This is a genomic window from Tenacibaculum sp. M1.3A (genome assembly GCF_057732375.1).
On sequence record NZ_JBYJEF010000007.1, the window covers coordinates 68,536 to 94,012 of the forward strand.

At 30.5% G+C, this 25,477-nt stretch carries 28 protein-coding genes; 7 read left to right on the forward strand and 21 right to left on the reverse strand.

Annotation, left to right across the window (positions count from 1 at the left end):
• The first annotated feature begins 79 nt into the window (after positions 1-79).
• The gene (locus tag AC28QF_RS11120; RefSeq protein ID WP_488201974.1) at positions 80-562 is read left to right on the forward strand and encodes a hypothetical protein; all 483 of its coding nucleotides are present in this window, start codon (positions 80-82) and stop codon (positions 560-562) included.
• On the opposite strand, the gene AC28QF_RS11125 is transcribed toward AC28QF_RS11120, so the two are convergent.
• Complete coding sequence (locus AC28QF_RS11125) at positions 559-1,578, reverse strand: threonine aldolase family protein (RefSeq protein WP_488201973.1); 1,020 nt, start codon at positions 1,576-1,578, stop codon at positions 559-561. The two genes, AC28QF_RS11120 and AC28QF_RS11125, sit on opposite strands and share 4 nt — an antisense overlap.
• Positions 1,579-1,612: 34 nt before the next feature.
• On the opposite strand from AC28QF_RS11125, the gene prfB reads away from it, so the two are divergent.
• Both prfB and arsC read left to right on the forward strand, forming a co-directional pair.
• Positions 1,613-2,710 (forward strand): peptide chain release factor 2, encoded by a 1,098-nt coding sequence (gene prfB / locus AC28QF_RS11130; protein WP_488201972.1) that lies wholly within the window; start codon positions 1,613-1,615, stop codon positions 2,708-2,710.
• A 65-nt stretch (positions 2,711-2,775) separates the two neighbouring features.
• On the forward strand, positions 2,776-3,117 hold the full coding sequence (arsC, locus tag AC28QF_RS11135) for an arsenate reductase (glutaredoxin) (protein WP_488201971.1): 342 nt from the start codon (positions 2,776-2,778) through the stop codon (positions 3,115-3,117).
• A gap of 355 nt (positions 3,118-3,472) precedes the next feature.
• Here arsC and AC28QF_RS11140 read toward each other — a convergent pair whose 3' ends face one another.
• The 14 genes from AC28QF_RS11140 to AC28QF_RS11205 all read right to left on the reverse strand — a co-directional run bounded on the left by AC28QF_RS11140 (position 3,473) and on the right by AC28QF_RS11205 (position 15,149).
• On the reverse strand, positions 3,473-4,429 hold the full coding sequence (locus AC28QF_RS11140; RefSeq protein ID WP_488201970.1) for a glycosyltransferase family 2 protein: 957 nt from the start codon (positions 4,427-4,429) through the stop codon (positions 3,473-3,475).
• Positions 4,429-5,208 (reverse strand): DUF3050 domain-containing protein, encoded by a 780-nt coding sequence (locus AC28QF_RS11145; RefSeq protein ID WP_488201969.1) that lies wholly within the window; start codon positions 5,206-5,208, stop codon positions 4,429-4,431. Before AC28QF_RS11145 ends, AC28QF_RS11140 begins: the two co-directional genes overlap by 1 nt.
• Positions 5,209-5,281: 73 nt before the next feature.
• A complete protein-coding gene (locus AC28QF_RS11150) occupies positions 5,282-6,088 on the reverse strand; it encodes an enoyl-ACP reductase FabI (RefSeq protein WP_488201968.1) in 807 nt (268 codons plus the stop codon).
• Between the two features lie 10 nt (positions 6,089-6,098).
• Positions 6,099-6,614: a hypothetical protein gene (locus tag AC28QF_RS11155; RefSeq protein ID WP_488201967.1), complete on the reverse strand. Its 516-nt coding sequence runs from the start codon at positions 6,612-6,614 to the stop codon at positions 6,099-6,101.
• Between the two features lie 5 nt (positions 6,615-6,619).
• A complete protein-coding gene (gene recN / locus AC28QF_RS11160; RefSeq protein ID WP_488201966.1) occupies positions 6,620-8,272 on the reverse strand; it encodes a DNA repair protein RecN in 1,653 nt (550 codons plus the stop codon).
• A gap of 69 nt (positions 8,273-8,341) precedes the next feature.
• Positions 8,342-8,512 (reverse strand): hypothetical protein, encoded by a 171-nt coding sequence (locus AC28QF_RS11165; protein WP_488201965.1) that lies wholly within the window; start codon positions 8,510-8,512, stop codon positions 8,342-8,344.
• Between the two features lie 2 nt (positions 8,513-8,514).
• Positions 8,515-9,405, reverse strand: coding sequence for a type IX secretion system protein PorD (porD, locus tag AC28QF_RS11170; protein ID WP_488201964.1), 891 nt, complete (start codon positions 9,403-9,405; stop codon positions 8,515-8,517).
• A 126-nt stretch (positions 9,406-9,531) separates the two neighbouring features.
• Entirely contained in the window at positions 9,532-10,740 is a 1,209-nt protein-coding gene (gene coaBC / locus AC28QF_RS11175) for a bifunctional phosphopantothenoylcysteine decarboxylase/phosphopantothenate--cysteine ligase CoaBC (RefSeq protein ID WP_488201963.1), read from the reverse strand.
• 1 nt (position 10,741) lies between these two features.
• The gene (locus AC28QF_RS11180) at positions 10,742-11,062 is read right to left on the reverse strand and encodes a DNA-directed RNA polymerase subunit omega (protein WP_488201962.1); all 321 of its coding nucleotides are present in this window, start codon (positions 11,060-11,062) and stop codon (positions 10,742-10,744) included.
• Between the two features lie 3 nt (positions 11,063-11,065).
• The gene (locus AC28QF_RS11185; RefSeq protein WP_488201961.1) at positions 11,066-11,887 is read right to left on the reverse strand and encodes an outer membrane protein assembly factor BamD; all 822 of its coding nucleotides are present in this window, start codon (positions 11,885-11,887) and stop codon (positions 11,066-11,068) included.
• Positions 11,888-12,008: 121 nt separating this feature from the next.
• Positions 12,009-12,524 carry a ferritin gene (locus tag AC28QF_RS11190; protein WP_488201960.1) on the reverse strand — a complete coding sequence of 172 codons (516 nt, stop codon included), beginning with the start codon at positions 12,522-12,524 and terminating at the stop codon, positions 12,009-12,011.
• Positions 12,525-12,656: 132 nt separating this feature from the next.
• Positions 12,657-13,532 (reverse strand): 4-hydroxy-tetrahydrodipicolinate synthase, encoded by an 876-nt coding sequence (dapA, locus tag AC28QF_RS11195; RefSeq protein WP_488201959.1) that lies wholly within the window; start codon positions 13,530-13,532, stop codon positions 12,657-12,659.
• A complete protein-coding gene (locus AC28QF_RS11200) occupies positions 13,532-14,044 on the reverse strand; it encodes a DUF6913 domain-containing protein (protein ID WP_488201958.1) in 513 nt (170 codons plus the stop codon). Before AC28QF_RS11200 ends, dapA begins: the two co-directional genes overlap by 1 nt.
• A gap of 28 nt (positions 14,045-14,072) precedes the next feature.
• Positions 14,073-15,149: an esterase-like activity of phytase family protein gene (locus tag AC28QF_RS11205; RefSeq protein WP_488201957.1), complete on the reverse strand. Its 1,077-nt coding sequence runs from the start codon at positions 15,147-15,149 to the stop codon at positions 14,073-14,075.
• A 124-nt stretch (positions 15,150-15,273) separates the two neighbouring features.
• Between AC28QF_RS11205 and AC28QF_RS11210 the strand changes: the two genes are divergently transcribed.
• Complete coding sequence (locus AC28QF_RS11210; protein ID WP_488201956.1) at positions 15,274-15,414, forward strand: hypothetical protein; 141 nt, start codon at positions 15,274-15,276, stop codon at positions 15,412-15,414.
• A gap of 261 nt (positions 15,415-15,675) precedes the next feature.
• On the opposite strand, the gene AC28QF_RS11215 is transcribed toward AC28QF_RS11210, so the two are convergent.
• From AC28QF_RS11215 to AC28QF_RS11240, 6 genes are all read right to left on the reverse strand, one after another.
• Positions 15,676-16,332, reverse strand: coding sequence for a lysoplasmalogenase (locus AC28QF_RS11215; RefSeq protein WP_488201955.1), 657 nt, complete (start codon positions 16,330-16,332; stop codon positions 15,676-15,678).
• A 46-nt stretch (positions 16,333-16,378) separates the two neighbouring features.
• Positions 16,379-18,376 carry an NAD-dependent DNA ligase LigA gene (ligA, locus tag AC28QF_RS11220; RefSeq protein ID WP_488201954.1) on the reverse strand — a complete coding sequence of 666 codons (1,998 nt, stop codon included), beginning with the start codon at positions 18,374-18,376 and terminating at the stop codon, positions 16,379-16,381.
• Positions 18,377-18,400: 24 nt separating this feature from the next.
• Entirely contained in the window at positions 18,401-18,964 is a 564-nt protein-coding gene (locus AC28QF_RS11225; RefSeq protein WP_488201953.1) for a hypothetical protein, read from the reverse strand.
• A gap of 497 nt (positions 18,965-19,461) precedes the next feature.
• Positions 19,462-19,836: a hypothetical protein gene (locus AC28QF_RS11230; protein ID WP_488201952.1), complete on the reverse strand. Its 375-nt coding sequence runs from the start codon at positions 19,834-19,836 to the stop codon at positions 19,462-19,464.
• A gap of 96 nt (positions 19,837-19,932) precedes the next feature.
• A complete protein-coding gene (locus tag AC28QF_RS11235; protein ID WP_488201951.1) occupies positions 19,933-21,375 on the reverse strand; it encodes a glyceraldehyde-3-phosphate dehydrogenase in 1,443 nt (480 codons plus the stop codon).
• 136 nt (positions 21,376-21,511) lie between these two features.
• On the reverse strand, positions 21,512-22,888 hold the full coding sequence (locus AC28QF_RS11240) for a trypsin-like peptidase domain-containing protein (RefSeq protein WP_488201950.1): 1,377 nt from the start codon (positions 22,886-22,888) through the stop codon (positions 21,512-21,514).
• Between the two features lie 134 nt (positions 22,889-23,022).
• Here AC28QF_RS11240 and AC28QF_RS11245 point away from each other — a divergent pair, with 134 nt between their 5' ends.
• From AC28QF_RS11245 to mltG, 3 genes are read left to right on the forward strand one after another with little or no spacing between them, the layout of a single operon-like run.
• Positions 23,023-23,796, forward strand: coding sequence for a diaminopimelate epimerase (locus AC28QF_RS11245; RefSeq protein WP_488201949.1), 774 nt, complete (start codon positions 23,023-23,025; stop codon positions 23,794-23,796).
• Positions 23,796-24,320 carry a GNAT family N-acetyltransferase gene (locus AC28QF_RS11250; protein WP_488201948.1) on the forward strand — a complete coding sequence of 175 codons (525 nt, stop codon included), beginning with the start codon at positions 23,796-23,798 and terminating at the stop codon, positions 24,318-24,320. Before AC28QF_RS11245 ends, AC28QF_RS11250 begins: the two co-directional genes overlap by 1 nt.
• Positions 24,313-25,341, forward strand: coding sequence for an endolytic transglycosylase MltG (mltG, locus tag AC28QF_RS11255; protein WP_488201947.1), 1,029 nt, complete (start codon positions 24,313-24,315; stop codon positions 25,339-25,341). The genes AC28QF_RS11250 and mltG overlap by 8 nt, the downstream gene beginning before the upstream one ends.
• The last annotated feature ends 136 nt before the right edge of the window (positions 25,342-25,477 follow it).

Consider the following 25,477-nt stretch of genomic DNA (forward strand, 5'->3'; position numbering starts at 1 on the left):
GATTGTTTCACTACAATCTCTTTTTTGCTTTTAACCAATTAAATTTCTTATTTTTACGCAAACTAGATTAAATACTCTTATGAAAAACTTCATCATTTTTTCTTTATTTTTATTATCAATAAGTGCATTCTCGCAAGAATCTAATTTTTGGAACAATACACGTTTTGGTGGTAGTTTTGGTTTTAGTTTTGGTAGTAATACGACTACTCTTTCTATATCACCAAGTGCCGTTTATGATTTTAGTGAGGAGTTTTCAATGGGTGGAAGTATTGGTTATTTATATAGTAAAAGCAGCAACTTTAGTGCTAATATGTACTCTGCAAGTATTATTACTTTATATAGACCAATACCTGAAATAGAGTTTTCTGGTGAGCTTTTACAATCTTATGTTAGCAAAAAAATTGGTAACATTACAGATAACTATAGTTATCCTTCTTTAAATATTGGGGTAGCTTATATTGCTGGTAAAGTTACTTTTGGTGTTCAGTACGATGTATTATACAAAGAAGACAAAAGCATTTATGCAAATGCTTTCTCTCCTTTTATTAGAATCTTTTTCTAAAAATTTTTAAGTTCTTTTAGTACAATAGTCATCATTTCATTTGTAAAATTTAAATGCGTAACAATTCGTATTTTCCCTTCCCCCATAGATATTAATAAAATATCTTTTGATGCCATTTTATTGATAAAATCTATCGGATCAATCTTGTCATCTACATAAAAGATAATAATATTAGTTTCAATAGGCTCTACTTTTGTTACATAAGAACATCCTTCTAAAACAGTTCCTATCTGTTGCGCTTTTTGATGATCTTCTGCTAAACGATTTACATTATTATCTAACGCATAAATTGCTGCAGCTGCTAAAAAACCAGCTTGTCGCATTCCGCCACCAAATAATTTACGCACACGTAAAGCTTTTTCCATATCCTTTTTACTTCCTATTAAAATAGAACCTACAGGAGCTCCTAACCCTTTAGACAAACAAATAGAAATCGTATCAAACAATTCTCCATACTGAGCTGGAGTTTCATTTTTAGCTACCAAAGCATTAAATAAACGCGCGCCATCTAAATGAAAAGCTAATTCATTTTTTTTTGCTACTTTCTGAATCTTTTTCAACTCTTCAAAATCCCAACAGGCACCTCCTCCTTTATTTGTGGTGTTTTCTATACAAACCAAACGACTATAAGGCGCATGAATATCTGCTCTTCCCGACACTGCTTCTTTTAATTGATTTGCCGTAAACATACCTCTATGCCCATCGATTAAATGAGAGGTTACACCCGAATTAAAAGCCGCTCCACCACCTTCATAATTATATACATGTGCCCACTTATCACAAAACATTCTATCGCCAGGTTGTGTATGAATTTTAATAGCCGTTTGATTTGCCATTGTTCCCGAAGGAAAAAACAAAGCAGCCTCCATATTAAAAAGTTTAGCAACCTTTTCTTGCAATGCGTTTACCGTCGGATCAGCACCAAAAACATCATCACCAACTTCTGCATTCATCATTGCCTCCATCATTAATTTTGATGGCTTTGTAACAGTATCGCTTATTAAGTTTATTTCCATTTTTATCTACGATTTTAAAATGTATTTTTGTTGTATGATTACACACGAACAGCTTAAAAATATTACTGAACGAATTGGCAAGTTAAAAGGATATTTAGAGATTGACAAGAAGTTGATTGAAATTAATAATGAAGAAGAAAAAACTGTTGATCCTGATTTTTGGAATAACCCTAAAGAAGCCGAAGTTTTAATGAAATCGCTCCGTTTAAAAAAGAAATGGGTAAACGATTATAATTCAGTAGTTTTAATGAATGAAGATCTTACTGTTTTATATGATTTTTACAAAGAAGATGCTGTTGATGAAACCGAAGTAATAGAACAATTTGAAAAAACAACTACATTTTTAGAAGATATTGAATTTAAAAATATGCTTTCTGAAGAAGGTGATAATTTAAGTGCAACCATTCAGATTACTGCAGGTGCTGGTGGTACCGAAAGTTGTGATTGGGTAGAAATGTTAATGCGTATGTACACCATGTGGGCAGAAAAACAAGGTTTTAAATTAAAAACACTCAATTACCAAGCCGGTGATGTTGCAGGCGTAAAAACAGTTACTATTGAGTTTGATGGTGATTATGCCTTCGGATGGTTAAAAGGTGAAAACGGTGTGCATCGTTTGGTTCGTATTTCTCCTTTTGATAGTAACGGAAAACGACACACCACATTCGGATCTGTATATGTATTCCCTGTCGCTGATGATACTATTGAAATTGAAATAAACCCTGCCGATATCGAAATTGTCACCGCACGCTCTAGTGGTGCTGGCGGACAAAATGTAAACAAAGTAGAAACCAAGGTTCAGTTAACTCATAAACCAAGCGGAATTCAAATTCAGTGTTCTAACTCGCGCTCGCAACATGATAATAGAGCAACTGCTTTAAAAATGTTAAAGTCGCAATTGTATGAAATTGAATTACAAAAACGTTTAGCTACAAGAGAAAACATTGAAGCGGGTAAGCTAAAAACCGAATGGGGAAGTCAGATTCGTAATTATGTAATGCATCCTTATAAATTAGTAAAAGATGTGCGTACAGGACACGAAACAGGAAATGTAGATGCGGTGATGGACGGAAATATAAATCCGTTTTTAAAATCGTATTTAATGTTAAACGGACAAAAAGACAATTCATAAAAAAGTTCTCGATATAATTTTCTCTTAAAATCGAAAATCACTCGAACTGACAAAAATTAAATAAAATGATAAAAATATTTCACAATAACAGATGTAGTAAATCGCGTTGCGGATTAGAAATTTTAGAAAACTCAGGTAAGGAATTTGAAGTTGTAAAATACTTAGAGAATATCCCTACAGAAACCGAATTAAAAGCCATTATTAACTTATTAAACATCTCTCCTATTCAATTAGTTCGTAAAAATGAAAAAGTTTGGAAAGAAGAGTTTAAAGGTAAAGAATTGTCTGATGCTGAAATTATAAAAGTCATGGTTGCTAATCCTAAATTAATAGAACGTCCTATTGTTATTAATGGTAATAAAGCAGCTATTGGGCGTCCGCCAGAAAGTATTTTAGATATTATTTAGTATAAAAGTCATTGCTAACAAAATGAAAAAATCTCTTTTTAAAAGGTGAGATTACTTCGTCATTCTTCCTCGTAATGACGTTGTATTTAGCGCCAAGTTAAACTTGTTTCGTCTCACATTATAACTATTTGTCAAACTTTATGTGATTCCAAATTAAATTCGGAATGACGGAATAAAATCTGATCGTCATTGCGAACGAAGTGAAACAATCTCTATTTCGTAGGATGAGATTACTTCGTCATTCTTCCTCGTAATGACGTTGTATTTCACGTCAAACTGAACTTGTTTAAGTTTCACTTCATGATTAATTGTCAATCTTTATGTGATTCCGAAATAAATTCGGAATGACGCAATTTTATTTTTCAGCAAAAAACTTCGATTCTAAAAAACCCAAACCATAACCTATAAACTGCGTAAAAGAGGTGATAATGCTTAAAAAAGCAACTTTTATATTTTTATTTTGAATTAATGCATCTATAAATAGCAACGCAAAGTAAAATCCGTAGAAAGCAACAAAATACCAATAGCCAAAAATTGCAAAAAGAATACTAATATCAAATCCGATAATAAATAAACTCGGAAACCAATACGTGATTTTAGCTGTTTCTGGATACTTTTTATTTAAAATTGGTCTTGCTGTTCCGAATGAGTATGTTTGTTTAAAAAATTGACGAATCGTGCTTCTGCGTTTGTGATATACAAATGCATTTTCAATGAGTTGAGTCTTAAATCCGTTTTTCCATAAGCGAAATGTTAAATCGATATCTTCACCTGTTTTCATTTTTGAAAACCCGTTTGTTTTTCCGAAAGCTTTCTGCGATAAACCTAAATTAAAACTACGTGGTTGAAATTTACCAACTGATTGCTTTTTACCTCTAATTCCTCCTGTTGTTAAAACCGATGTCATCGAATAATTAATTGCTTTTTGTAAATCCGTAAAACTTTTATGTGCAGTGTCTGGACCACCAAAAGCATCTGTAAAATTATTTTCTAAGACTTTTTTAACTTCGGATATATATTGAGGCGGAACAATAACGTCACTATCTAAAATTATAAAGTAGTTTCCAGTAGCTTGTTGCATTCCGTAATTTCTACTTGCCCCTGCTCCGCTATTTTCTTTATAAAAATATTTTAAATTAAGTTGACTCTTATAATTTTCTACAATATTTTCCGACGAATCATCTGAACCATCTTCTACAATAATCACTTCAAAATTATCTAAAAAATCTTGTTTCGTAAGACTTTCTAACAACTCCTCTATTTCTTTCGGACGATTGTAAACGGGAATTATTATAGAGAAGTTTAATTTCATTAGTTAACAGTATTGTTTATTATTTGTCTTGATATTCCGTCCCAAAGATTAATTCTTCTCTTTAAAGATTCTTTAGCATAATATAAAACATCATTCCACTTTTGTGCATCATTTCCACATAATTCTTCTATCATCCTTAAAGATAATGGCCCATGTTCGTCTCCATCTAACTCTATATGTCTTTTTAAATAATAGGTTAGTTTGTTGTAATTTAAACCTGATTTTTCTTCTGTATTCTTAACAATTTCTAAAAACATATCCGGAATCACATCTTCTCTTCCAAAAGTAAAACTAGCCGCTATAATATGAGGTTCTTGAGTATCAATTACCTTAAAAGAAAATGACACAAACTCTTTTACTTCTTTTAAAACTAAACATTTGTTTAAAGATTTTTCAATAGTATTATGCTCAATAATGCTATTTATAAAACTAGCTATTTCAACTGTACTTGCTTCTGCTTGCTTCATAGCATCAATATACATTTCGAAATGACTTTTAGGCTCTCCTAATTCGTTTACATCTGTTTCTTCGCCTAAAACTATTTCATTAATAAATCTTGCTGTTTTAGAATTTACCACAGGAAGCCAAGGTAAGGTAGTACATGTTAATTTTTCTTGTAAAGCTTTTAACAATGACATAAAATCCCATACTGCAAAAACATGTGACTCCATAAATATCTTTACATCCTCTATCCTTTTTAAGGATGTATATAAAGTGTGCTCTTTTAACTGTTTTCTTAAAGGAGCCAACTCGTTTTCAATATCTAAAATTGTATTCATTTTAATAATTTTATCAATAAAAAATGCAAATCTAACGACTTGCATTTTTCATTTTTTATCACTTTACATAATATTACTCAAACTTTTCCATTACGGCTTCACTCACTCCCATATTAGAGAATCCGCCATCATGAAATAAATTCTGTAAAGTTACTTTTTTCGTTAAATCAGAGAACATCGAAATCGTATAATCTGCACATTCTAACGCAGTAGCATTACCTAGCGGAGACATTTTTTCGGCGTACGAAATAAATCCGTCAAACCCTTTTACTCCTTGTCCAGCAGTAGTTGGTGTTGGTGATTGAGAAATCGTGTTTACACGTACTTTATGATCACGACCAAAAAAGTATCCAAAACTACGAGCAATCGACTCTAAATAGGCTTTATTGTCTGCCATATCGTTATAATCAGGAAAAACTCTTTGCGCTGCCATGTAGGTTAACGCAACAATGCTTCCCCATTCGTTCATAGCTTCTTTGTTGTATAAAACATTCATTACCTTGTGAAAAGATACAGCAGAAACATCCCATCCTTTAGTAGTGAAATCGTATTTAGAATCGGTATAATGACGTCCTTTGCGAACGTTTACCGACATACCGATTGAGTGTAAAACAAAATCGATTTTACCGCCTAAAATTTCCATAGATTTTTCAACTAAATTTGTTAAATCTTCCATAGAAGTAGCATCTGCAGGTATAATTTCTGATCCTGTTTTGGCTGCTAATTCTTTAATATTACCCATACGCATTGCTATTGGTGCGTTGGTTAATACAAATTCTGCTCCTTCTTCATGTGCACGTTCAGCCACTTTCCAAGCAATAGAATTTTCATCTAATGCGCCAAAAATAATTCCTTTTTTACCTTTTAATAAATTGTACATAATTATATGTTTAATCGTTAATAAGTTTTAACTTTTGTAAAATACTCATTTTACCTTTAACCCTATTTACAGATGCATATACTTCATCTATAAACTGGTTATTAATGGCTGATTTTACAGATAGTTTATATTGTTTAAAAGCATTCATTAAATCTCCTTTTAACTCGTATGCTTGTCCCATTTTATTATAAATAGTTCCCTTATCAGCAATATTATTATCAATTGCTTTTTTTCCAAAAACTAGCATTTCATCAAAAAGATTCATCTCTATAAGCAAGTAAGCATAATTTGTATAAACTCCTTGATGACTTGGTGCAAATTTTATAGCCAATTCTAAATGATTTTTGGCTTTTGGATGGTTATTAAACTTTACACTATACAGCCAACCCAAATGATTATGTGCCCTACCGTAATCTGGATATTCATTTAATAAATCTCTTAAAACTTCTTTTGCCTCAATAATTTTATTTTCGTCTATTAATTGATCGGCTTCAAAAAATAAGTTTTCTGCATTGTCTTCGCTCATAATTTTTAATTCAATAACTCTTTTGCGTGTGTTAAAGCGCTTTCAGAAATATCTTTTCCACTTAACATTTCTGCAATTTCTATTACTCTTTCTTCATTAGACAACAACTTTAAATTAGATGTTGTTACGCCTTTTTCTTCGCCTTTATACACTTTATAATGCTGTAATCCTTTTGCTGCAATTTGTGGTAAATGCGTAATCGTAATTACCTGCATACTTGTACCCATATCTTGCATTATTTTTGCTATTTTATTTGAAACTTCACCTGAAACTCCGGTATCTATTTCATCAAAAATAATGGTAGGTAATTGTATATTTTCTGATAATATTTTTTTTATTGAAAGCATTATTCTTGATAGTTCTCCTCCAGAAGCTACTTTTTTAAGCTCTCCGAAATTACCACCTTTATTTGCAGAAAATAGAAAATCTAATACATCTTTTCCGTTTGTAAAATACTCTTTCGATGCTGTTAATTTTATAGAAAAACGTGCATTTGGCATTCCTAATTCTGTTAACAAAAACTCTAAGGCTTTTTGTAATTTCGGAATTCCTTTACTTCTCGATTTAGTTATCATCACTGCAACTTCATCTAACTTTTTAGCTACTTCATTTATCTCAGCATTTTTTGCTTCAATTAACGTTCCTGCATTGGCTACTTGCGATACTTTTTCTGATAGTGCTTCGTTAATAGCCTGTAATCCTTTAATAGAATCTACCGAGTGTTTTTTCTGAAGATTGTAAATTAATTGCAATCTATCATTTAATTCTTCTATTTCATTCGGATTAAAATCTACTGCTTCATTCTCGTTTTCTAGTTCAGAAACAACATCATCTAACTCTAATTTTATACTCGTAACTCTGTTAGAAATCTCTTCGTATTTTTTAGAATATCCACTTATTTTTTGCAAACTATTTTCTAGCGAATACAATAAATTTTGTAATCCTATTTCTTCATTTACTGATATCTCTAAAGATTCTGATAAACTCAGTTTTATTTCTTCTATATTATTTAATCGCTCTAATTTTTCTTCTAAAGCTTCTTGCTCATCACTTTTTAAATTTGCTTCTTCTAACTCGTTAAATAAATGCAAATTATACTCATGCTGTTCGTTAGATTTTTCAGTTTCTTGCTGAAGAGCTTTAAGCTCTTTATTTAATACTGAATACTTTTTTAATCCTCTTTTATAAGATGCTATTTTTGGTTGATTTTTAGCCAAAGCGTCTAATACAGAAAACTGAAAGCTAACATCGGAAAGTTGTGATGTTTGATGTTGAGAATGAATATCAATCAGCTTTGTTTTTAAAGCTGTTAAAACCGATAAATTTACAGGCGTATCATTTACAAAAGCTCTCGACTTACCTGAGGGAAGAATTTCTCTTCTAATAATCGTTTCGGTTTCATAATCTACATCTAGTTTTTCAAATAAACGTTGTAAATCATAACCTTCAACAGCAAATTTAGCTTCTATAACACACTTTTTTTCAGTGTTTTTTAAAGATGATAAATCTGCACGGTTTCCCATTACCAAGCCCAAGGCTCCTAATAAAATGGATTTCCCTGCTCCGGTTTCACCTGTTATGATTGATAAACCTTTTGTAAAATCAATCGATAACTGATTGATTAACGCGTAATTATGTATGGATAATTGTATAAGCAAATTCTATTCTTTAAAAGAATAAAAATACAAATTTTGATTGAATTATAGCACTTTAAAAAGAACGGAAGTTTATTGTTTTTTTCTTCTTGATAATACGTTATCAATCAAAATTGATAAAAGCACAAAAGCTAGTAAAAAACTTCCTGTTTTATCCAAGCCATTATTTATAATTCCAGTTGAAATCACATATAACATAATGATTGAAAGAACTGTTATAAAAGCTATTCTAGTTTTTTTCATACTTACTTAATCTTCTTCCACTTATCTTTATAAGTAGGCGCTATTTTCTCTAAAACACTTAACATTTGTTGTGTATTTTTAGCTGGCTTACCATCAGAAAAAACACTAGCTATTTCATCACTTTTAGCATCTAAAAAAACACGAACCATATAATTACCTATTGCAATATTGTATAGCTTATCTAACGCTATTACATTTTTCTCTATAGTTTCTTTAGCAACTTCTTTAGTGTTTGCGAAATTATCAAACCCGTTTCTATGATAATCATAATAAATAGTACGCAACGGACTAAACTTAGATGACAATAAGTTATCTATCAACGCAAAACGATTTTGTTTTCCTACTTGATTTTGCCAACCTAATTCCCCATTAGATTGTGCTTGTAAGATTACATTTTCTGCTGCCTTTAAATAATCTGTTCCCCCTTTTAAAGCAAACGTGTCTGCATCTACACCTATAATTGTATACGCGTAAAAAGCAATGATTGATATTAAATTTGATTCGTAAGAATTAGGATTAAAATTTAACGGATCAAATTCATTATAACGAAAATTAAAGTTAGTGTCATTAAGATTTAATATTGGTGTTGCATAACTAGAACCATATACAGGCCTTGTAGATTGTACCTGAATACTTGCTCTAAAATTATTACCATTTTGCTCATTTACAATAATTGTAAAAGCGCAATTAATACGTTCTTGTTGTTTAAAGCTTTTGTTTGTCCACTGTTTTTCATTAATAAACTCAGTTAATGATTTTTGAAGTGTTTCATAAACCTGTTTATTACTACTCTGAACTTTATCTGTATTTATAGTAACTAAAGCGTTAAGCTCTTGCGACTGTATTGTAAAAACTGATGATAAAATAAAAACTAAAAAGAAAAACTTACGCATTTAATATAATTTTATTTGTCAGTTCGAGTACAGTAGAGACTTATTAAATCTCTCAATAAACTGCGTTTACATCTTCAAAGTAAAACATTTCACTTTTAAATAATGCTCGAGAAGACGATAGTTATTTTAACTAATTCTGTTTATAATCTCGTTTATAATATCTACTGCTACTGCTTTTTTAGATTTTAACTCGAATAATTTTTCATTAAAATCAGCATCAATAACCGTAATTTTATTGGTATCAGTTGCAAAACCTGCCCCTTTATCTTGCAGTGAATTTAAGATAATTAAATCTAAATTCTTTTTTACTATTTTACCTTTAGCATTTTCTACTTCATTTTCTGTTTCTAAAGCAAAACCTACTAATAACTGATTCTTTTTAGCTTCGCCTAAAGATTTTAAAATGTCTTTTGTAGGCTCTAACTCTATCACTAACGACGAATCTTTCTTTTTTATTTTCTGAGTAGCCACATTTTTTGGTCGATAATCTGCTACAGCTGCCGATAAAATAGCAATATCTACTTCGTCGTAATATTTATGACAAGCATTATACATTTCTTCTGCCGATTTTACATCAACTCTATGAATAAAAGAATGATTTACTTTTTGATGCGATGGCCCTGAAACTAAAAAAACTTCGGCCCCTAAATTAGCAGCTGTTTTTGCTATTTCAAATCCCATTTTACCTGAAGAATGATTTCCTATAAAACGAACAGGATCAATAGCCTCATAGGTAGGACCTGCAGTTAACAACAGTTTTTTTCCACGAAGTGGTAGTTTAGAAACAATGTCTTTTTCTATAAAAGAAACAATATCTTCTGGTTCAGCCATACGGCCTTCTCCAACCAATCCGCTTGCTAATTCGCCTGAAGTAGCAGGAATTAAAATATTACCAAAGTCTTGTAAACTATCTAAACTTTTTTTTGTTGATGGATGCTGATACATATCTAAATCCATTGCTGGAGCGAAATACACAGGACATTTTGCCGATAAATATGTTGCTAATAACAAATTATCGCAAGTACCGTTTGTCATTTTAGACAAAGTATTTGCGGTAGCAGGAGCAATAATCATAATATCTGCCCAAAGCCCTAAATCAACATGATTGTTCCACAACTCGTTTTCATCTTCTTTTTCATAAAAAGTAGAATGAACCGGGTTTTTAGATAATGTGGAAAGTGTTAGTGGAGTAATAAAATCTTTAGACGCAGGAGTCATTACTACTGTAACTTCTGCGCCAGATTTTATAAATAAACGAACTAAGTTCGCTGTTTTGTACGCGGCAATACCAGCGGTAACACCAAGTAATACTTTTTTACCGCTTAATACAGACATATTATTCTACGTCTGGAGTTCTATGATATACTTTACCGTTTAACCATTCATCTACAGCTATAGCATGAGGTTTTGGCAAACGTTCGTAAAATTTAGAAACTTCAATTTGTTCTTTGTTTTCAAACACTTCTTCTAAACTATCGTTATAAGTAGCAAACTCATCTAACTTATCAACCAATTCTTTCTTTAAATCAGAATTAATTTGATCTGCTCTTTTTGCTATGATAGAAATAGCCTCGTAAATGTTTTCTGTTGGAGCTTCGATAGCTTCTTTGTTATAAGTAATAGTACTTAATGCCGCTTTCGTTTCTTTATAATCCATTTTTTAACTTTTAACTAATTGTTCTTGTTCCTTGTTTAATGTTGCTAACATTTCATTCGAATCTCCCATAAATTTAGATTCAGGGAAGCTTCTCTTTAACTTATCGTATGCTTTTAAAGCCGCTTTAATTCTTTCAGCTTTTCTTCGTTGCCTACTCTTCATTGCTAAATCATGTGCTGCTTTTAAACGAAAATATAACGCTTCTTCTTTATATTTAGTTCCTAAATAATCTGACAACAAATTATCGAAAGCTACAATTGCGGCTCTATAATTTCTAGAATCATAAGGCGCCGTTTTGTAATATGTTTTTGCTATTTCAAACGCTTTTTTCTCTAATTTATTACGTAACTCAGCATAATATTTATTTGCTTCGCCTAATTTATCAGAATCTGGGTATTTATCAATAAATCCTTGAAAAGACTCTAACGCTTTATTTGTATCTGTAGGATCTAAACTAAAACTTGGCGCTGCTTTGTAATAACTTAATGCTGATAAAAAAGCGGCTTCTTCTCTTTTAGAACTTTTAGGATAATTTCTTGTAAACCTATTAAAGTAATATCCTGCTATACTATAATTTTTCTCATTAAAATTAGATTGAGAAACCATAAATTGTATACGTTCCATTTGTGGTTTACCACGATATGAAGGTGTTACTTTTTCGAACAAACGTAAGGCTTTACTGTACTTTTGCGTTTCGTACATTTTTACGGCCATTTTGTATTGCTCTTCAACACTTCCTTTATTTAAAGTTTTGTGATATGAGCTACATGATTGTAACACTATTAGTGCTACAACTAAATACGCTAAATTTTTAATTTTTTGCATTTGGCAAAATTAGTGATTAATTATGAATTATTAAAAAGTTTTTTAACTCTAAGTAGAGTATTGCAATAAACCATAAAATATGTTATAAAAACAGGTACGAATACCTAAATGTTTGTTAATCTTATTCAGCATTATTCGCAGCACCTTGCGCCACTATTTGCTTTACATCATTATCAAACAAATATAAACCTCCTTTATCATCGCCAATTAAATTAATTTTATCTAAAATATTTCTTGCCAATGCTTCTTCTTCTATTTGCTCAGATACATACCATTGTAAGAAGTTGTGTGTTGCATAATCTCTTTCCTGCAACGTAATATGTACCAAATCATTAATTGACTCAGAAACCATTACCTCATGATCAAATAGTGTTTGAAACATATCTTTAAAAGAACCAAATTCTGCTGGTGGCGCTGCTAATTCTGATACTTTTGCATGCCCTCCTCTTTCGTTTACAAACTTTACTAACTTTAACATGTGCATACGCTCTTCATCTGAATGTGCATACATAAACTGAGAAACTCCTTCAAAACCTTGAGTTTCTGCCCAACATGCCATTGATAAATATATTTGCGACGATTCTGCTTCTACTTTTATTTGCTTATTTAAAGCGTTTTCTATTATTTTTGATAACATATTTTTACTTTTTTGAAATTGTATTTCTTGTCAACCTTATTTTTAGGTATAAAGGATTAAACAAAGATGCTAAAAAAAGACTACAATTAAAAAACTGTAGCCTCTTATAAATTATATTTTTGTTTAGACAAATTATAGATTGTCTATAAAATCAGAAATTTTTGTTTGTAATTCTTCCGTTGCTTTTACTAATGGCAAACGAACCTCGTCTAAACAAATTCCTTGTTTCATTAATAGCGCCTTAATTCCTGCAGGATTATTCTCTTCGAAGATATAGTTTACAATATCCATTAATTGATAATGAATCTCGTATGCTTCTTTATTTTTTCCTGCCAATCCTAACTGAATCATCTTTGAAAACTCTTTTGGCAATCCTTGTCCTATAACTGATATTACTCCTGCTCCACCAGCTAAAACAACTCCTAAGGCCAAATCATCATCACCCGAAATAATTAAAAAATCTTCTGGTTTATCTTTTAACAATTCTAAATATTGTTGCTGGCTTCCTGCTGCTTCTTTAACACCTATTATATTCTCAAAATCATTTGCTAATCTTAAAATAGTAGCCGGCTCCATATTTTTAGCAGTTCTACCAGGCACATTATATAAAATAATTGGCTTAGTACTTACTGCAGAAATGGCTTTAAAATGCTGATAAAAACCTTCTTGTGTTGGCTTACTGTAATATGGCGCTACCGATAAAATAGCATCGATATTAGATAAATCTAAAGAATTTAATTCGTCTATAACTGTTTGTGTATTATTACTACCAACACCTAAAACTAAAGGTAACAAACCATTGTTTTCACTTGCAATTACCTTAATTATCTCTTCTTTTTCTTTTACTGTAATAGTACCACTTTCAGCAGTAGTTCCATTAATAACTAAGTAATTTGTACCGTTATCGATATTAAATTTCACTAACTTTTTAAGTGCGTTAAAATCTACACTTAAATCTTCGTTAAAAGGAGTTACTAAAGCGACACCCGTACCAACAAATTCTTGCATTATATTTTATTTAATATTGTTAAATATTTTTTTAATTCCTGATTTAAAACTGCCTCATTAAAACCTTCGTCAGAAACAACAAGATCATACAACCTGTCATCAATTCCTGCAAAACCTGTTTTTAGAGATGCTTTAGATAACAAAGTTATTATATTGGCATATAAATTTGGTGTTTTTACGTAGTTAATAAGTAAATCATAATCGTTTTTAACGAAGTTTTTTAAATTGTCTGATTTTAAACTTGCTTTGTAGCCAAAATCATTATTTGTAAAAAACTTAGAAGATATTTCTTGTTTATTTGAATATTCTCTAAAAATTAACACAACAATATTCTCTTTTTTAAAGGGTAATTTATTTATCAAATTAGCCACCATTACATTTTCTAAAGATTCATTATCTAGTATAATTGCCACTTTACCTACTTTGTTAGCATTATAAATCTTTGTTGTGTTTTTTACAATAATAGTATTGTAAATTTTCTGAATAGATTTTTGTTTAAGTTTACTTATCATCTTTAATAATTACTACTGCTAAAATACATTATTTCCCTTCAATTTCTAAGAATAAAAACTGATTGAGTTGCTTGCCGTATATTTGAAAATTATCATCAGACACCAAAATTAAAGATCGGTTACCGTTAGATAATAATGGACCAAAAGTAATCCCTTCAATATTGTCTATAATTTTATCTGTTAACGACTTTTTGATATCTGAAAAATCAAATAATAATTCTTTTTTAAGAGGCGTATACTTTTCTTCTTTTAAAGATTGAAGTGCTAATGTATTCGTTGTTTCTTTGTTAATCGTTGCTTTAAAAATTTTAACTGTATTTCCAAAAGACCCGTAACCACTTTGATAAATTCTCTCCACAACAAAGAAGTTGTTTTTATCATATTCTAAAATAGCTGTTACACCGTTTAAATTCACTTTTCCTTTTACAGGTTTATCTATTTTTTCTAATTGATAAGCAAATTGTTTTGTTGCTGATGTTGTTTTCTTATCAAAATACGTAATTCTTATTGGCGATTTTGTTTCGTAAAATGTTGGTTCCTCTCCGTCTGCTTCAAGTGGTGCTTCCATAGCTACCCAAAAACCTTTTTTATCGTAACTTTTCGAAGAGCTTTCAAAAGTTCCGTTATGTTTTGGTTTTGCATTAGAATCAGCATAGAAATATGCCGGAATTGCAGCACTTTCTATAAACCTACCTACACTATCTATCTTAAAAACACCAGGGTTTTTACCATTGTTTATTGAACCTTCGCTTACCAAATTAATTTGATGATTTTCAACGAAAACAGATTCTAAATCTAATGTGTTATTTTTATAAAACTGACTTGTAGTGTCTATTTGAATTACAGTCTTAAAATCTACTGATTTTATTGAATCGTTTTTAATAAATATACTCCCTACTAAAACTCTAGGATTCTTGGCATCATCAACAACCATGTAATATTGATTATGGTTAAAATCAATTCCTGAAATACCTCCTATTATTGTGTTTTTAAACTTTAGTGAATCTTTAACTACAAATTCGTTTAAAAACTTTAGCGATACTTTTTCTGTTTTGCATCCTACAACACCTAAAAAGACAATTAAATAAAAAAATTTTGTTTTCATGCAACAAAAATAATATTAAATATAGGATGAAAGGAATAAAAAACACCACATCTAAACCAATATAAATAAAAAATGTTTTCCACTATTATTAATAGTAATTGCTGCAATCATTATACTATAAACATTGTTTTTCGAATTTATAGAAGTAGCTGAAAATATTGAATTAAAAGAATTGGTTCGCAAAAATGAAAGTTTTATGAAAATTGAAACTAGAATTTTAGAATTGATTGCCTCTATTTTATTGTTCATCCCTATTAAAACATAGCTAGGTGATGAGTTAACAATCAGATTAATGACTGGTGCAGTTATAGCTCACTTAACAATTCTTGGAATCGATCACGACGGTGATGGTGGCCGTTTATTTATTGTCGTTGTAATTACCCTAATCGCTGAAGCAACTTTATTATTTCAATAACAGAAAAAAATCCCTTTATTAGGAGAAAAATTATAAGTTTTAAACCTATAACTAAATATAGATATTCTGTTGTAAGTTTATTCTAAAAAACACCCCTAACCACTTAAAAACTTACTCATTTTTAACAATCATTACTTTTACAATTAAATACTGAGAAAAAATATATAATATAATAATAGCAATATTAAAAAATGGTTTTGGACTATAAAAATTATTTAAAGCAATTAAACTATCAGACACTATAAACAAGATAGCACCTAGTAATAGCCATAAATTTGCTAATGATTTTTCTTGTTGATAATTTAAAAAAGCACATGTACCAAAACTTGAAATTGCAATTCCGTACACAATTACAGGAACTAACATTTCTCCTAAATTATCTTTTATTAAATATAATACTCCTAAAAACAAAAGCACAAAAACTACCGCTGCTTTTAATATTTTAACAATAGATTTTTTTGCTAAAAATTTAGAAATCATTTTTACATATAAAACATGTGCTATTAAAAAAGATGCTAACCCGAATACAAAATAATTTGTTTTATCTAACAAAAATACATCTCCCCAAAACGAAAAAAACAATGCTGAAACCAACCAGAAATTAGGTTTCTTAACCGATAATAAATAAACTATTACCAAAGTTGTCATTAGTAAAGGTTTAAAAATCATTTCTAAACTTTCATCCTGAATTATTACCGCGTAAACATCTATAATAGCTACTAATAAAAAAATAATGGATGCAATTGTTATTTTAATCTGTTTTGTCATATTACATTATGAGTTTGAGTAAATTTATGTTTTTAAAAATATTTTCTTAATTAATCATATTGATAAAATCTTGCTCAGAAATAATAGAAACACCTAAACTTTCTGCTTTCGCTAATTTACTTGGTCCCATATTATCACCAGCAACAATAAAACTTGTTTTTTTAGAGATTGATGAACTTACTTTTCCGCCGTTATCTTCAATGGCTTTTTTAAGTTCATTTCTACTCATTTGATGAAATACACCCGATATTACAAATACTTTTTCAGCTAATTTATCCGTTAAACCCTCTAAACTCTCTGCCGAAACCTCTAACTGAACTCCGTGAGTTTTTAACCTATTAATTAATTGAATATTTTCTAAATTGTTTGAAAAATCGATAATACTCTGAGCAATTCTACCACCTATTTCATCTACTGAAATCAACGTTTCTAAATCTGCTGCCAATAAATTATCTATTGATTTAAAATGCTTTGCTAGTTTTTTTGCTACAGTTTCTCCCACAAAGCGAATACCTAAAGCAAACAGTACTTTTTCAAACGGAATTTCTTTTGACTTCTCAATTCCTGCTACCATATTCTGAGCAGACTTTTCAGCCATTCTTTCTAACGGAATTACCTGATCAACTGTTAAGTCATATAAATCTGCATAACTCTCAATCAATCCTTCTTTGCGTAATAAATCGACTGTTTCTCCTCCTAAACCATCAATATCCATGGCTTTTCTGCTGATAAAATGCTGAATTCTTCCTGTTATTTGTGGTGCACAACCAAACTCATTCGGGCAGTAATGTTTTGCATCACCTTCATTTCTTATAAGCTCTGTATTACATTCTGGGCAATTGGCGGCATATCTTGTAGGTTCAGAATCATCTGGTCTTTTTAATACATCTACTGCTATAATTTTCGGAATAATCTCTCCTCCTTTTTCTACAAAAACAGTATCATTTATTCGAATATCTAATTTTTCAATCTGATCAGCATTATGCAACGAGGCTCTTTTTACAATAGTTCCTGCTAATTGCACGGGTTTTAAATTTGCTACTGGTGTTATAGCTCCCGTTCGGCCTACTTGATATGTTATTTCTTCTAAAACTGTTGATACCTGCTCCGCTTTAAATTTATAGGCTATTGCCCAGCGCGGTGCTTTTGCCGTATACCCAAGCTCTTCTTGTTGTTGTAAATTATTAACTTTAATTACAACTCCGTCTGTTTCATATGGCAAATCATGTCTTTTAACATCCCAGTCATTTACAAAATCAAAAACAGCATCGATGGTTTTTGCTAACGTAATTGTTTCTGGCACTTTAAAACCTACTTTTCGCGCATTCTCTAAATTCTGATAATGTGTTTTATATTTACGTTCTTCTGTAACCACTTGATACAACAAACAATCTAATGGTCGTTTTGCAACCTCAGCACTGTCTTGCAATTTTAAACTTCCACTTGCTGTATTTCTAGGATTTTTATATTCTTCTTCTCCATTTACAACTCTTGCTTCATTCATTTTACGAAATCCTTCAAGAGGTAAGATGATTTCTCCTCGAATCTGAAAATCAGCAAGAAAATCGCCATTAAGTGTTAATGGAATTGATTTTATAGTACGAATGTTAGTGGTTACATCATCTCCCTGAAAACCATCTCCGCGTGTTACCGCTTTTACAAACTGACCGTTTTCATATGTTAAATTTATGGATGCGCCATCGTATTTAAGCTCGCATGTATATTCAACATCATCAGAGCCTAACATTTTTTGAATACGTTTTTCCCAGTCTTGTAAGTCTTCTTTAGAATATGAATTATCTAAAGAGTACATTCTGTTTTTATGAGTAATAGTTTCGAAATTTTTAGTGATTTCTCCTCCTACTCTCTGCGTTGGTGAATTTGAATTAAAAAACTGTGGATTATCTAACTCTAACTTTTCTAACTCTTTCAGTTTTGTATCGAAATCATAATCTGAAATAGTTGCATTATCTAACACATAATAATTATAATTGTGCAGATTTAGTTCATCGCGAAGCGATTGTATTTGTTGTTGAACTGTCATTAAAATAGTAGCGCTAACAATTTATTATTTTTTTACTGTTCCTGTTAAAAACTGAACTCCTTTTGATATCGGATTCCGTGAAGAACGACGAAAAGAAACTATTTGACCAACATGCCATGTTGCATCCGATATCGGTCCGTTTAAAGTATTCCAAAACGGGAATTCTTTTTCTCCGAATATAATTTTATATTGTGATACATCTTTGCTTGCTCTTAAAATATCACTTGCCTGTTTTAAATTTTCTAACGTTTTTCTACGTTTCTCTGCAAATGTCATTTCAGGTTGTTTTTCTCCATTTGGTTTCATTAACATTGCATTTAAAGTAACTTGAGATAAGCCTAAAATATGGTCTATTGTTTCTGAAGATGTTCTTGCCTCTAAACTAGGTTTAAAAGCCAAATCTTTAACTGTTAAACCTTCTGTTGCCCAATAATAACGAAAACCTAATCCATCAATCATTCTGCTTGCTACTGCTCCTGCAGTATATTCCGTTGCTGCTTCTGGAATTTCGTAATACGGTAATTTTGTTTGCGCGTTGGTTGTTGCTATCATCAACATTATTAAAATAGAAGGAAAAAATAATTTCATGTTTTTAATTTTAAAGCTAATTTAAGAAAAAGTTTTTGGTATTAATCGTCAATAATAAAAGTTGTGTAATACTTTAAAGTTCGCATCACTAATACTTATATAAAACTAGCAAATGTGTTATGTTGATTTTTAACTTAATTACTAAAAAAAATCACAAACAAAAAAGCATCACTTAGAATAAGTGATGCTTTTTTAAAATTTTCAATATTGATTAATCCCCCAATTTATCAATATAATTTCCCCTGTGTATTATGCTGCAAATATGCAACTAAAAAACACTTCACAAAAACACTTTTGTATAAATGGTATGATTTTATGTATAAATGGTTTTTATTTTAGCATAATAATAACCAACCTAGTTTACCCTCAATAAAAAAGTTAATAAATTTAATTATTTATAATTAAACTAAACAATTTAAAAGATATACTAATTTTTAAACGCAAAAAAGACTAAAGCAACTACTTTAGTCTTTTTTAAATATATGGAGTTATATCTATTATTTTCTTAATTTCATTGTGTAAACGATATCACCTTCTGTTGCAGAAAATAAAAGCTCTTTATTATTTAATAGTTTAATTTTTAAACCATTAATTAAACTCTCATCTCCTTCAAATTTAATAGACTCAGTTGCTTCGTCTAGCTTCCAAGTACCATTATTCTCATTGTTACTCATTACAACTTGATACTTTCCATCAGCATGGAAAATCATCCAGTTATTACCCTCTGAATATTCTTGAGTTTCTTCACCAATTTGAACTGACTCTACTAGCCATTTACCTGATGTTAAAAAATTTAGTTCATTAATTTCTTGCGAAAAAGATGTTGCTACAACACTTAGTAACAACAAAAGCATAGGGAATACTTTTCTCATAATCTGAGGAATTAGGGGGTTATAATGCTCAAAGATAACAAAATAGGTCGAAACAAAAAATGTTTCGACCTATTTTCACTAATTTATTATACTATGTTAATAATAAGTATAACGTCTAACTTTAGCAATATGCTTTGCTAAACGCATTACTTGATGAGAATATCCGTACTCATTATCATACCAAACATATATTACAATTGTATTGCCATCTGCAATAGTTGCTTTACTATCAAAAATTGAAGGAGCTGTTGTACCAACGATATCTGAAGATACTAGTTCGTTATTTATTGAATATTGAATTTGCTCTACTAAATCTCCCTCTAATGCATATTGCTTCATTATAGCATTTACTGCTTCTACAGTAGTGTTAGAGTTTAACTGTAAATTTAAAATCGCTAAAGAACCGTTTGGAACTGGTACACGAATAGCACTTGATGTTAATTTACCCTCTAAAGCTGGTAATGCTTTTGCAACTGCTTTACCTGCGCCTGTTTCTGTAATTACCATGTTTAAAGCGGCTGCTCTACCTCTACGATATTTACTATGCATGTTATCTACTAAGTTTTGATCGTTAGTATAGGCATGAATCGTTTCTAAATGTCCTTTTTTAATTCCGAAGTTGTCTTCTAATACTTTTAATACCGGTGTAATAGCATTGGTTGTACATGAGGCTGCAGAGAAAACATCTATATTATCAGGGTTATTTTCAGCATGATTTACTCCGTGTACGATATTCGGAATTCCTTTACCTGGCGCAGTTAATAATACTTTACTTGCTCCTTTTGGTACTAAATGACGACTTAACGCTTCTTTATCTTTAAATGCACCTGTGTTATCTATAATTAATGCATCGTTAATTCCGTATTTAGTATAATCGATATCTTCTGGTTTACTCGCAGAAATCATATACACTGTAGTTCCGTTAATAATTAACGCATTGTTATCTACATCAACCTGAACAGTTCCTAAGAAATCTCCGTGAACTGAATCGATACTTAATAAGGATGCTCTTTTTTCTAATACTGCTTCGTTAATTTCGCCACGAGTAACAACTGCTCTTAATCTTAATTGAGAACCTTTACCCATTTTACTCATTAACTCACGCGCTAATAAACGACCGATACGGCCAAAACCATATAACACAACATCTTTAGGCTGAATATTTTCTGCCTGTGTAGCGTCTTTTAATTGATTTTGTACAAAAGATAATTTATCTGCATTGTTATCATCTTGTAAATGATACTCATATGCTAATTTACCAATATCTAATTTTGATGCTGGTAAGTCGATAGATTGTATTGCTTTTGCTATTTCTAAAGCGTCGTTAATCGAAATTGGTTTTGCTACGAATTCTTTAGCATAGTCAATTAAATTTAAAACCTCACTAGCTCTTTTATCTACTAATTGATTTCTAAATAAAACTAATTCTATCGATTTATCGTACCATAAATCATTAACGATATTAATAAACTCAACCGTAGCTCGTCTCACTTGCGCCTGACTTACTACTTCATTTTCGTAATTTGTTATTGTTGACATAGTTGTGTGTTAACTAAATTTTTAAAAATTTGCTGTAAAAATAAGTATTTCAAACGGCTTCATAAATAATTTCACCAAAGAAAAATGTCGCTAAAAAATAATTTTCAACGACATTTGCACCTTTTATTAAAATATTTTAAAATCTAAAATATTCTTTTTTCCCTTCAGGGCTCATTAATTCTAGTATCATTTGTTGATTACCAGTATAAGCATCTAAAACAGTAACAGCTTCAGAAGCACTCATTATTTCTTTACCGTTTATTTTAGTTAAAATATAACCGGCACCTACTTTATAATACTGAAACCCTTTGTTCTCAGTTGCCGTAATTTTTGCCCCTTGCTTTATATTATACTTTCTTTTTTCTTTTGATGTTAAATCTTTTAATTGCACGCCGAAAGAAAACGAGGTGAATGTACTTTTTTTAGCCAACTTAACAGTTTTCATTAAATCTTCACCATCTCTAGTTATGGTTAAACTCACATACTCTCCCGGTCTTTTAGCAGTTAACTGTCCTTTTAAATCAGAAAACTTAGTTATTTTAATATTGTTTACTTTGGTTATAATATCCCCCTCTAATAAACCTGCTTTTATTGCTTCACTATTGCTTTCTATTTCACCAATTTTAACGCCTTCAATATCTTTTATTGAATTATCAACGCTAATACCAATTATTGCCTCTTGTACCGATCCGAATTCTAACAAATCATCTACTACCTTTTTAGCAATGTTAGATGGTACTGCAAAAGAATACCCAATAAAAGAACCTGTTTTAGATGATATCGCTGTGTTAATTCCTATTAATTCTCCTCTCGTATTTACTAAGGCTCCACCGCTGTTACCAGGATTTACGGCTGCATCTGTTTGAATAAAAGCTTCGATATTTCTATTTCCATCTAAATCACGTCCCTTTGCACTTACAATACCTGCTGTAACTGTTGATGTTAAATTATAAGGATTTCCTACTGCCAAAACCCATTCTCCTATTTTTGCATTATCAGAGTTCCCAAAAGGTAAATACGGTAAATCCTCGTCTGTAGCTACTTTTAACAAAGCAATGTCATTACTTTTATCAGTTCCTACTAAAACAGCTTTTAACTTTTTACGATTATTTAAGGTAATCTCAATTTCACTCGCTCCTTCTATTACATGATTATTGGTTACAATATAACCATCTGGAGAAATTATTACACCACTCCCCGTTCCTACTTGCTCATATTTACGTGTCCCGTTTCGTCCAAAAAGTTGCGCATACGGATTCTGCTGTGTTCTTACTGCTGTATTTTTCACATGCACTACTGCATGTACTGTTTTATCTGCCGCTTCTGTAAAATCTGTCGGTGTAGCAGACGAATTTAAAACTGTGGGTGTATAATTTGCTTTTATAGTTTTTAAGGTAGCATCTATATTTTCACCAACAATTACCTCTGGTTTTTCTAGTGCTACTTTGTATCCTGCAAGTGTTATAACACCTCCAATTATTGCAATTACTAAGGTTTTAAGTATTTTCTTCATATTCTTACAAAATTTAATGGTAACAAATATAACATTTTAACATACTCATAAAATCTGTTTAACTTTGTTTTAACTGACTTTAACCCCTATTTAACACTTCTGGCTAGCTGATAAAATATGTATCTTTGCTTTATATGATTTTGACTTTTTATAAATACCAAGGAACAGGAAACGATTTTATTATTATAGATAATCGTGTAACAGTATTTCCTAAAAATGATATTAAATTAATCACTAAACTATGTGACAGGCATTTTGGTATTGGTGCTGATGGATTAATTCTTTTAGAAAATGACGCCAATACCGACTTTAAAATGATTTATTTTAATGCCGATGGCAGCCAAACTATGTGTGGTAACGGAGCTAGATGTGCCGTTGCTTTTGCAAAAAAACTAAATATCATTAACACTAAAACAACTTTTACTGCTTTTGATGGCGATCATTATGCCGAAATAAATAATAACATTATATCATTACATATGATAGATGTTAATGAAGTAATATTAAATGATGGATATGTTTTTGCTAATACAGGCACACAACACCATGTAGAAATAGTTGAAGATTTAGGTAATTTTCCTGTTTTCGAAAAAGGAAAAGAGATTCGCAATAATATATACGGTAAAAAAGGTAGTAACGTAAATTTTGTAGAACAACTAAATACAAATACCTTTAGAGTGAGAACTTATGAAAAAGGTGTAGAAGATGAAACTTTAGCATGCGGAACTGGTGTAACTGCAGTCGCAATTGCAATGTATGCAACAAAAAAAACAACCGACCAAATAATTAAATTACCTGTTGAAGGTGGTTTACTTGAAGTTAGTTTTGATGAAAAAAACGGAAAATTCAGTAATATATTTTTAAAAGGACCGGCCGTTTGTGTATTTAAAGGCGAAATTGAATTATAATGAATACATTAAAAGGTACACATATAAATTTAAGAGCGCTTGAACCCGAGGATTTGCAGTTTCTATTTCAAATAGAAAACAATGAATCTTTCTGGGAAGTTAGCCATACACAGGCTCCGTTTTCTAAATTTATTTTAAAACAATATTTAGAAAATGCTCATTTAGATATTTATGAAGCAAAACAATTACGCTTAGTTATTGAAGATAATACCTCGTTTAATACTATTGGAATGATTGATCTTTTTGATTTTAATCCACAACATAAAAGAGCAGGTATCGGAATTTTAATTCATCCTGATTATCAACAAAACGGATTTGCATCTGAAGCTTTACAACTATTAATTAACTATTGTTTTACATACTTACAAATACACCAATTATACGCTAATATTACAAGCGATAATAAAAACAGCATTCCTCTTTTCACAAAACACGATTTTAAAGAAATCGGTGTTAAAAAAGATTGGATTCTAAGCAAAAATATATATAAAGACGAAATTTTATTTCAATTAATAAATGAATAAGAAAATAATATACGTAGCTATTGCCATTGTATTTTTAATTGGCGGAATTATTGGGTTTAATTTTTATCAGAAAATATTTGGCAATGCAGTTACTAAAAGCGGCGCTATTTATATAAAATCTGATGATACTTTTGATGGATTAAAAAAACAGCTCTCTAATTACATCGATAAACCTGAAAACTTTATTTGGGTTGCCGAAAAGAAAAAATTCACAAAACCAAAAGGCGGAAAATACATTCTTAAAAAAGGAATGAGTTTAAACGATGTGGTTAACTTATTAAGGAGCGGAAACCAAACCCCGATAAAATTATCTTTTAACAACCAAGATTCATTAGAAAAACTGGCCGGTAGAATTGCCAACCAAATTGAAACTGATTCTATCTCCCTTATAAAAGTAATGAGAGAGAATAACTTTTTAGTGAAAAATGGTTTCAATCAAAAAAATGCTTTAGGTATGTATATTCCTAATAGTTATCAATTTTATTGGAACACCTCTGCTGAAAAATTCCGCAGTAAAATGCTTATTGAATACAATCGCTTTTGGAATACAGCAAGATTAGCAAAAGCTAAAAAGTTAAATTTAACGAAAAAACAAGTTACTACACTAGCTTCTATCGTTCAAAAAGAAACTGCGCAAAAAAGCGAACGCCCAATTGTAGCTGGTTTGTATTTAAATAGGTTAAGAGACGGTTGGCCTTTACAGGCAGATCCAACAGTTATATATGCGATTAAACAACTTAAAGGTGATGACTTTATTGTAAAACGTGTACTTAATAACGATCTTAAAATTAAATCGCCTTATAATACGTATCAAAATACAGGTTTACCGCCATCGTTAATTGCAATGCCAGATGTTTCATCAATAGATGCTGTTTTAAATTACAAAAAGCATGGTTACTATTATATGTGTGCAAGTGTAGATAATATTGGTTTTCATGATTTTGCCAGCTCTTTAGCGCAACACAACAGAAATGCTGCTAAATACCAAAAGTGGATTAATCAACGAGGAATTGTTAGGTAATTTTAACAAAATTTTATTCTCAGTAAAACATCAAAAAAACCACAAATAAGATAAAATAATTATCATTTTACTGAATTTTAAATAACAAAAACATCAATAACAAGGGATATTCATATTTTACAACAATCTTAACATA

Coding starts and splice junctions, on each gene's coding strand:
- AC28QF_RS11120 (WP_488201974.1), top strand. CDS start 80: ATGAAAAACTTCATCATTTTTTCTTTATTTTTATTATCAATAAGTGCA.
- AC28QF_RS11125 (WP_488201973.1), bottom strand. CDS start 1,578: ATGGAAATAAACTTAATAAGCGATACTGTTACAAAGCCATCAAAATTA.
- prfB (WP_488201972.1), top strand. CDS start 1,613: ATGATTACACACGAACAGCTTAAAAATATTACTGAACGAATTGGCAAG.
- arsC (WP_488201971.1), top strand. CDS start 2,776: ATGATAAAAATATTTCACAATAACAGATGTAGTAAATCGCGTTGCGGA.
- AC28QF_RS11140 (WP_488201970.1), bottom strand. CDS start 4,429: ATGAAATTAAACTTCTCTATAATAATTCCCGTTTACAATCGTCCGAAA.
- AC28QF_RS11145 (WP_488201969.1), bottom strand. CDS start 5,208: ATGAATACAATTTTAGATATTGAAAACGAGTTGGCTCCTTTAAGAAAA.
- AC28QF_RS11150 (WP_488201968.1), bottom strand. CDS start 6,088: ATGTACAATTTATTAAAAGGTAAAAAAGGAATTATTTTTGGCGCATTA.
- AC28QF_RS11155 (WP_488201967.1), bottom strand. CDS start 6,614: ATGAGCGAAGACAATGCAGAAAACTTATTTTTTGAAGCCGATCAATTA.
- AC28QF_RS11165 (WP_488201965.1), bottom strand. CDS start 8,512: ATGAAAAAAACTAGAATAGCTTTTATAACAGTTCTTTCAATCATTATG.
- porD (WP_488201964.1), bottom strand. CDS start 9,405: ATGCGTAAGTTTTTCTTTTTAGTTTTTATTTTATCATCAGTTTTTACA.
- coaBC (WP_488201963.1), bottom strand. CDS start 10,740: ATGTCTGTATTAAGCGGTAAAAAAGTATTACTTGGTGTTACCGCTGGT.
- AC28QF_RS11180 (WP_488201962.1), bottom strand. CDS start 11,062: ATGGATTATAAAGAAACGAAAGCGGCATTAAGTACTATTACTTATAAC.
- AC28QF_RS11185 (WP_488201961.1), bottom strand. CDS start 11,887: ATGCAAAAAATTAAAAATTTAGCGTATTTAGTTGTAGCACTAATAGTG.
- AC28QF_RS11190 (WP_488201960.1), bottom strand. CDS start 12,524: ATGTTATCAAAAATAATAGAAAACGCTTTAAATAAGCAAATAAAAGTA.
- dapA (WP_488201959.1), bottom strand. CDS start 13,532: ATGCAAGAATTTGTTGGTACGGGTGTCGCTTTAGTAACTCCTTTTAAC.
- AC28QF_RS11200 (WP_488201958.1), bottom strand. CDS start 14,044: ATGATAAGTAAACTTAAACAAAAATCTATTCAGAAAATTTACAATACT.
- AC28QF_RS11205 (WP_488201957.1), bottom strand. CDS start 15,149: ATGAAAACAAAATTTTTTTATTTAATTGTCTTTTTAGGTGTTGTAGGA.
- AC28QF_RS11215 (WP_488201955.1), bottom strand. CDS start 16,332: ATGACAAAACAGATTAAAATAACAATTGCATCCATTATTTTTTTATTA.
- ligA (WP_488201954.1), bottom strand. CDS start 18,376: ATGACAGTTCAACAACAAATACAATCGCTTCGCGATGAACTAAATCTG.
- AC28QF_RS11225 (WP_488201953.1), bottom strand. CDS start 18,964: ATGAAATTATTTTTTCCTTCTATTTTAATAATGTTGATGATAGCAACA.
- AC28QF_RS11230 (WP_488201952.1), bottom strand. CDS start 19,836: ATGAGAAAAGTATTCCCTATGCTTTTGTTGTTACTAAGTGTTGTAGCA.
- AC28QF_RS11235 (WP_488201951.1), bottom strand. CDS start 21,375: ATGTCAACAATAACAAATTACGAAAATGAAGTAGTAAGTCAGGCGCAA.
- AC28QF_RS11240 (WP_488201950.1), bottom strand. CDS start 22,888: ATGAAGAAAATACTTAAAACCTTAGTAATTGCAATAATTGGAGGTGTT.
- AC28QF_RS11245 (WP_488201949.1), top strand. CDS start 23,023: ATGATTTTGACTTTTTATAAATACCAAGGAACAGGAAACGATTTTATT.
- AC28QF_RS11250 (WP_488201948.1), top strand. CDS start 23,796: ATGAATACATTAAAAGGTACACATATAAATTTAAGAGCGCTTGAACCC.
- mltG (WP_488201947.1), top strand. CDS start 24,313: ATGAATAAGAAAATAATATACGTAGCTATTGCCATTGTATTTTTAATT.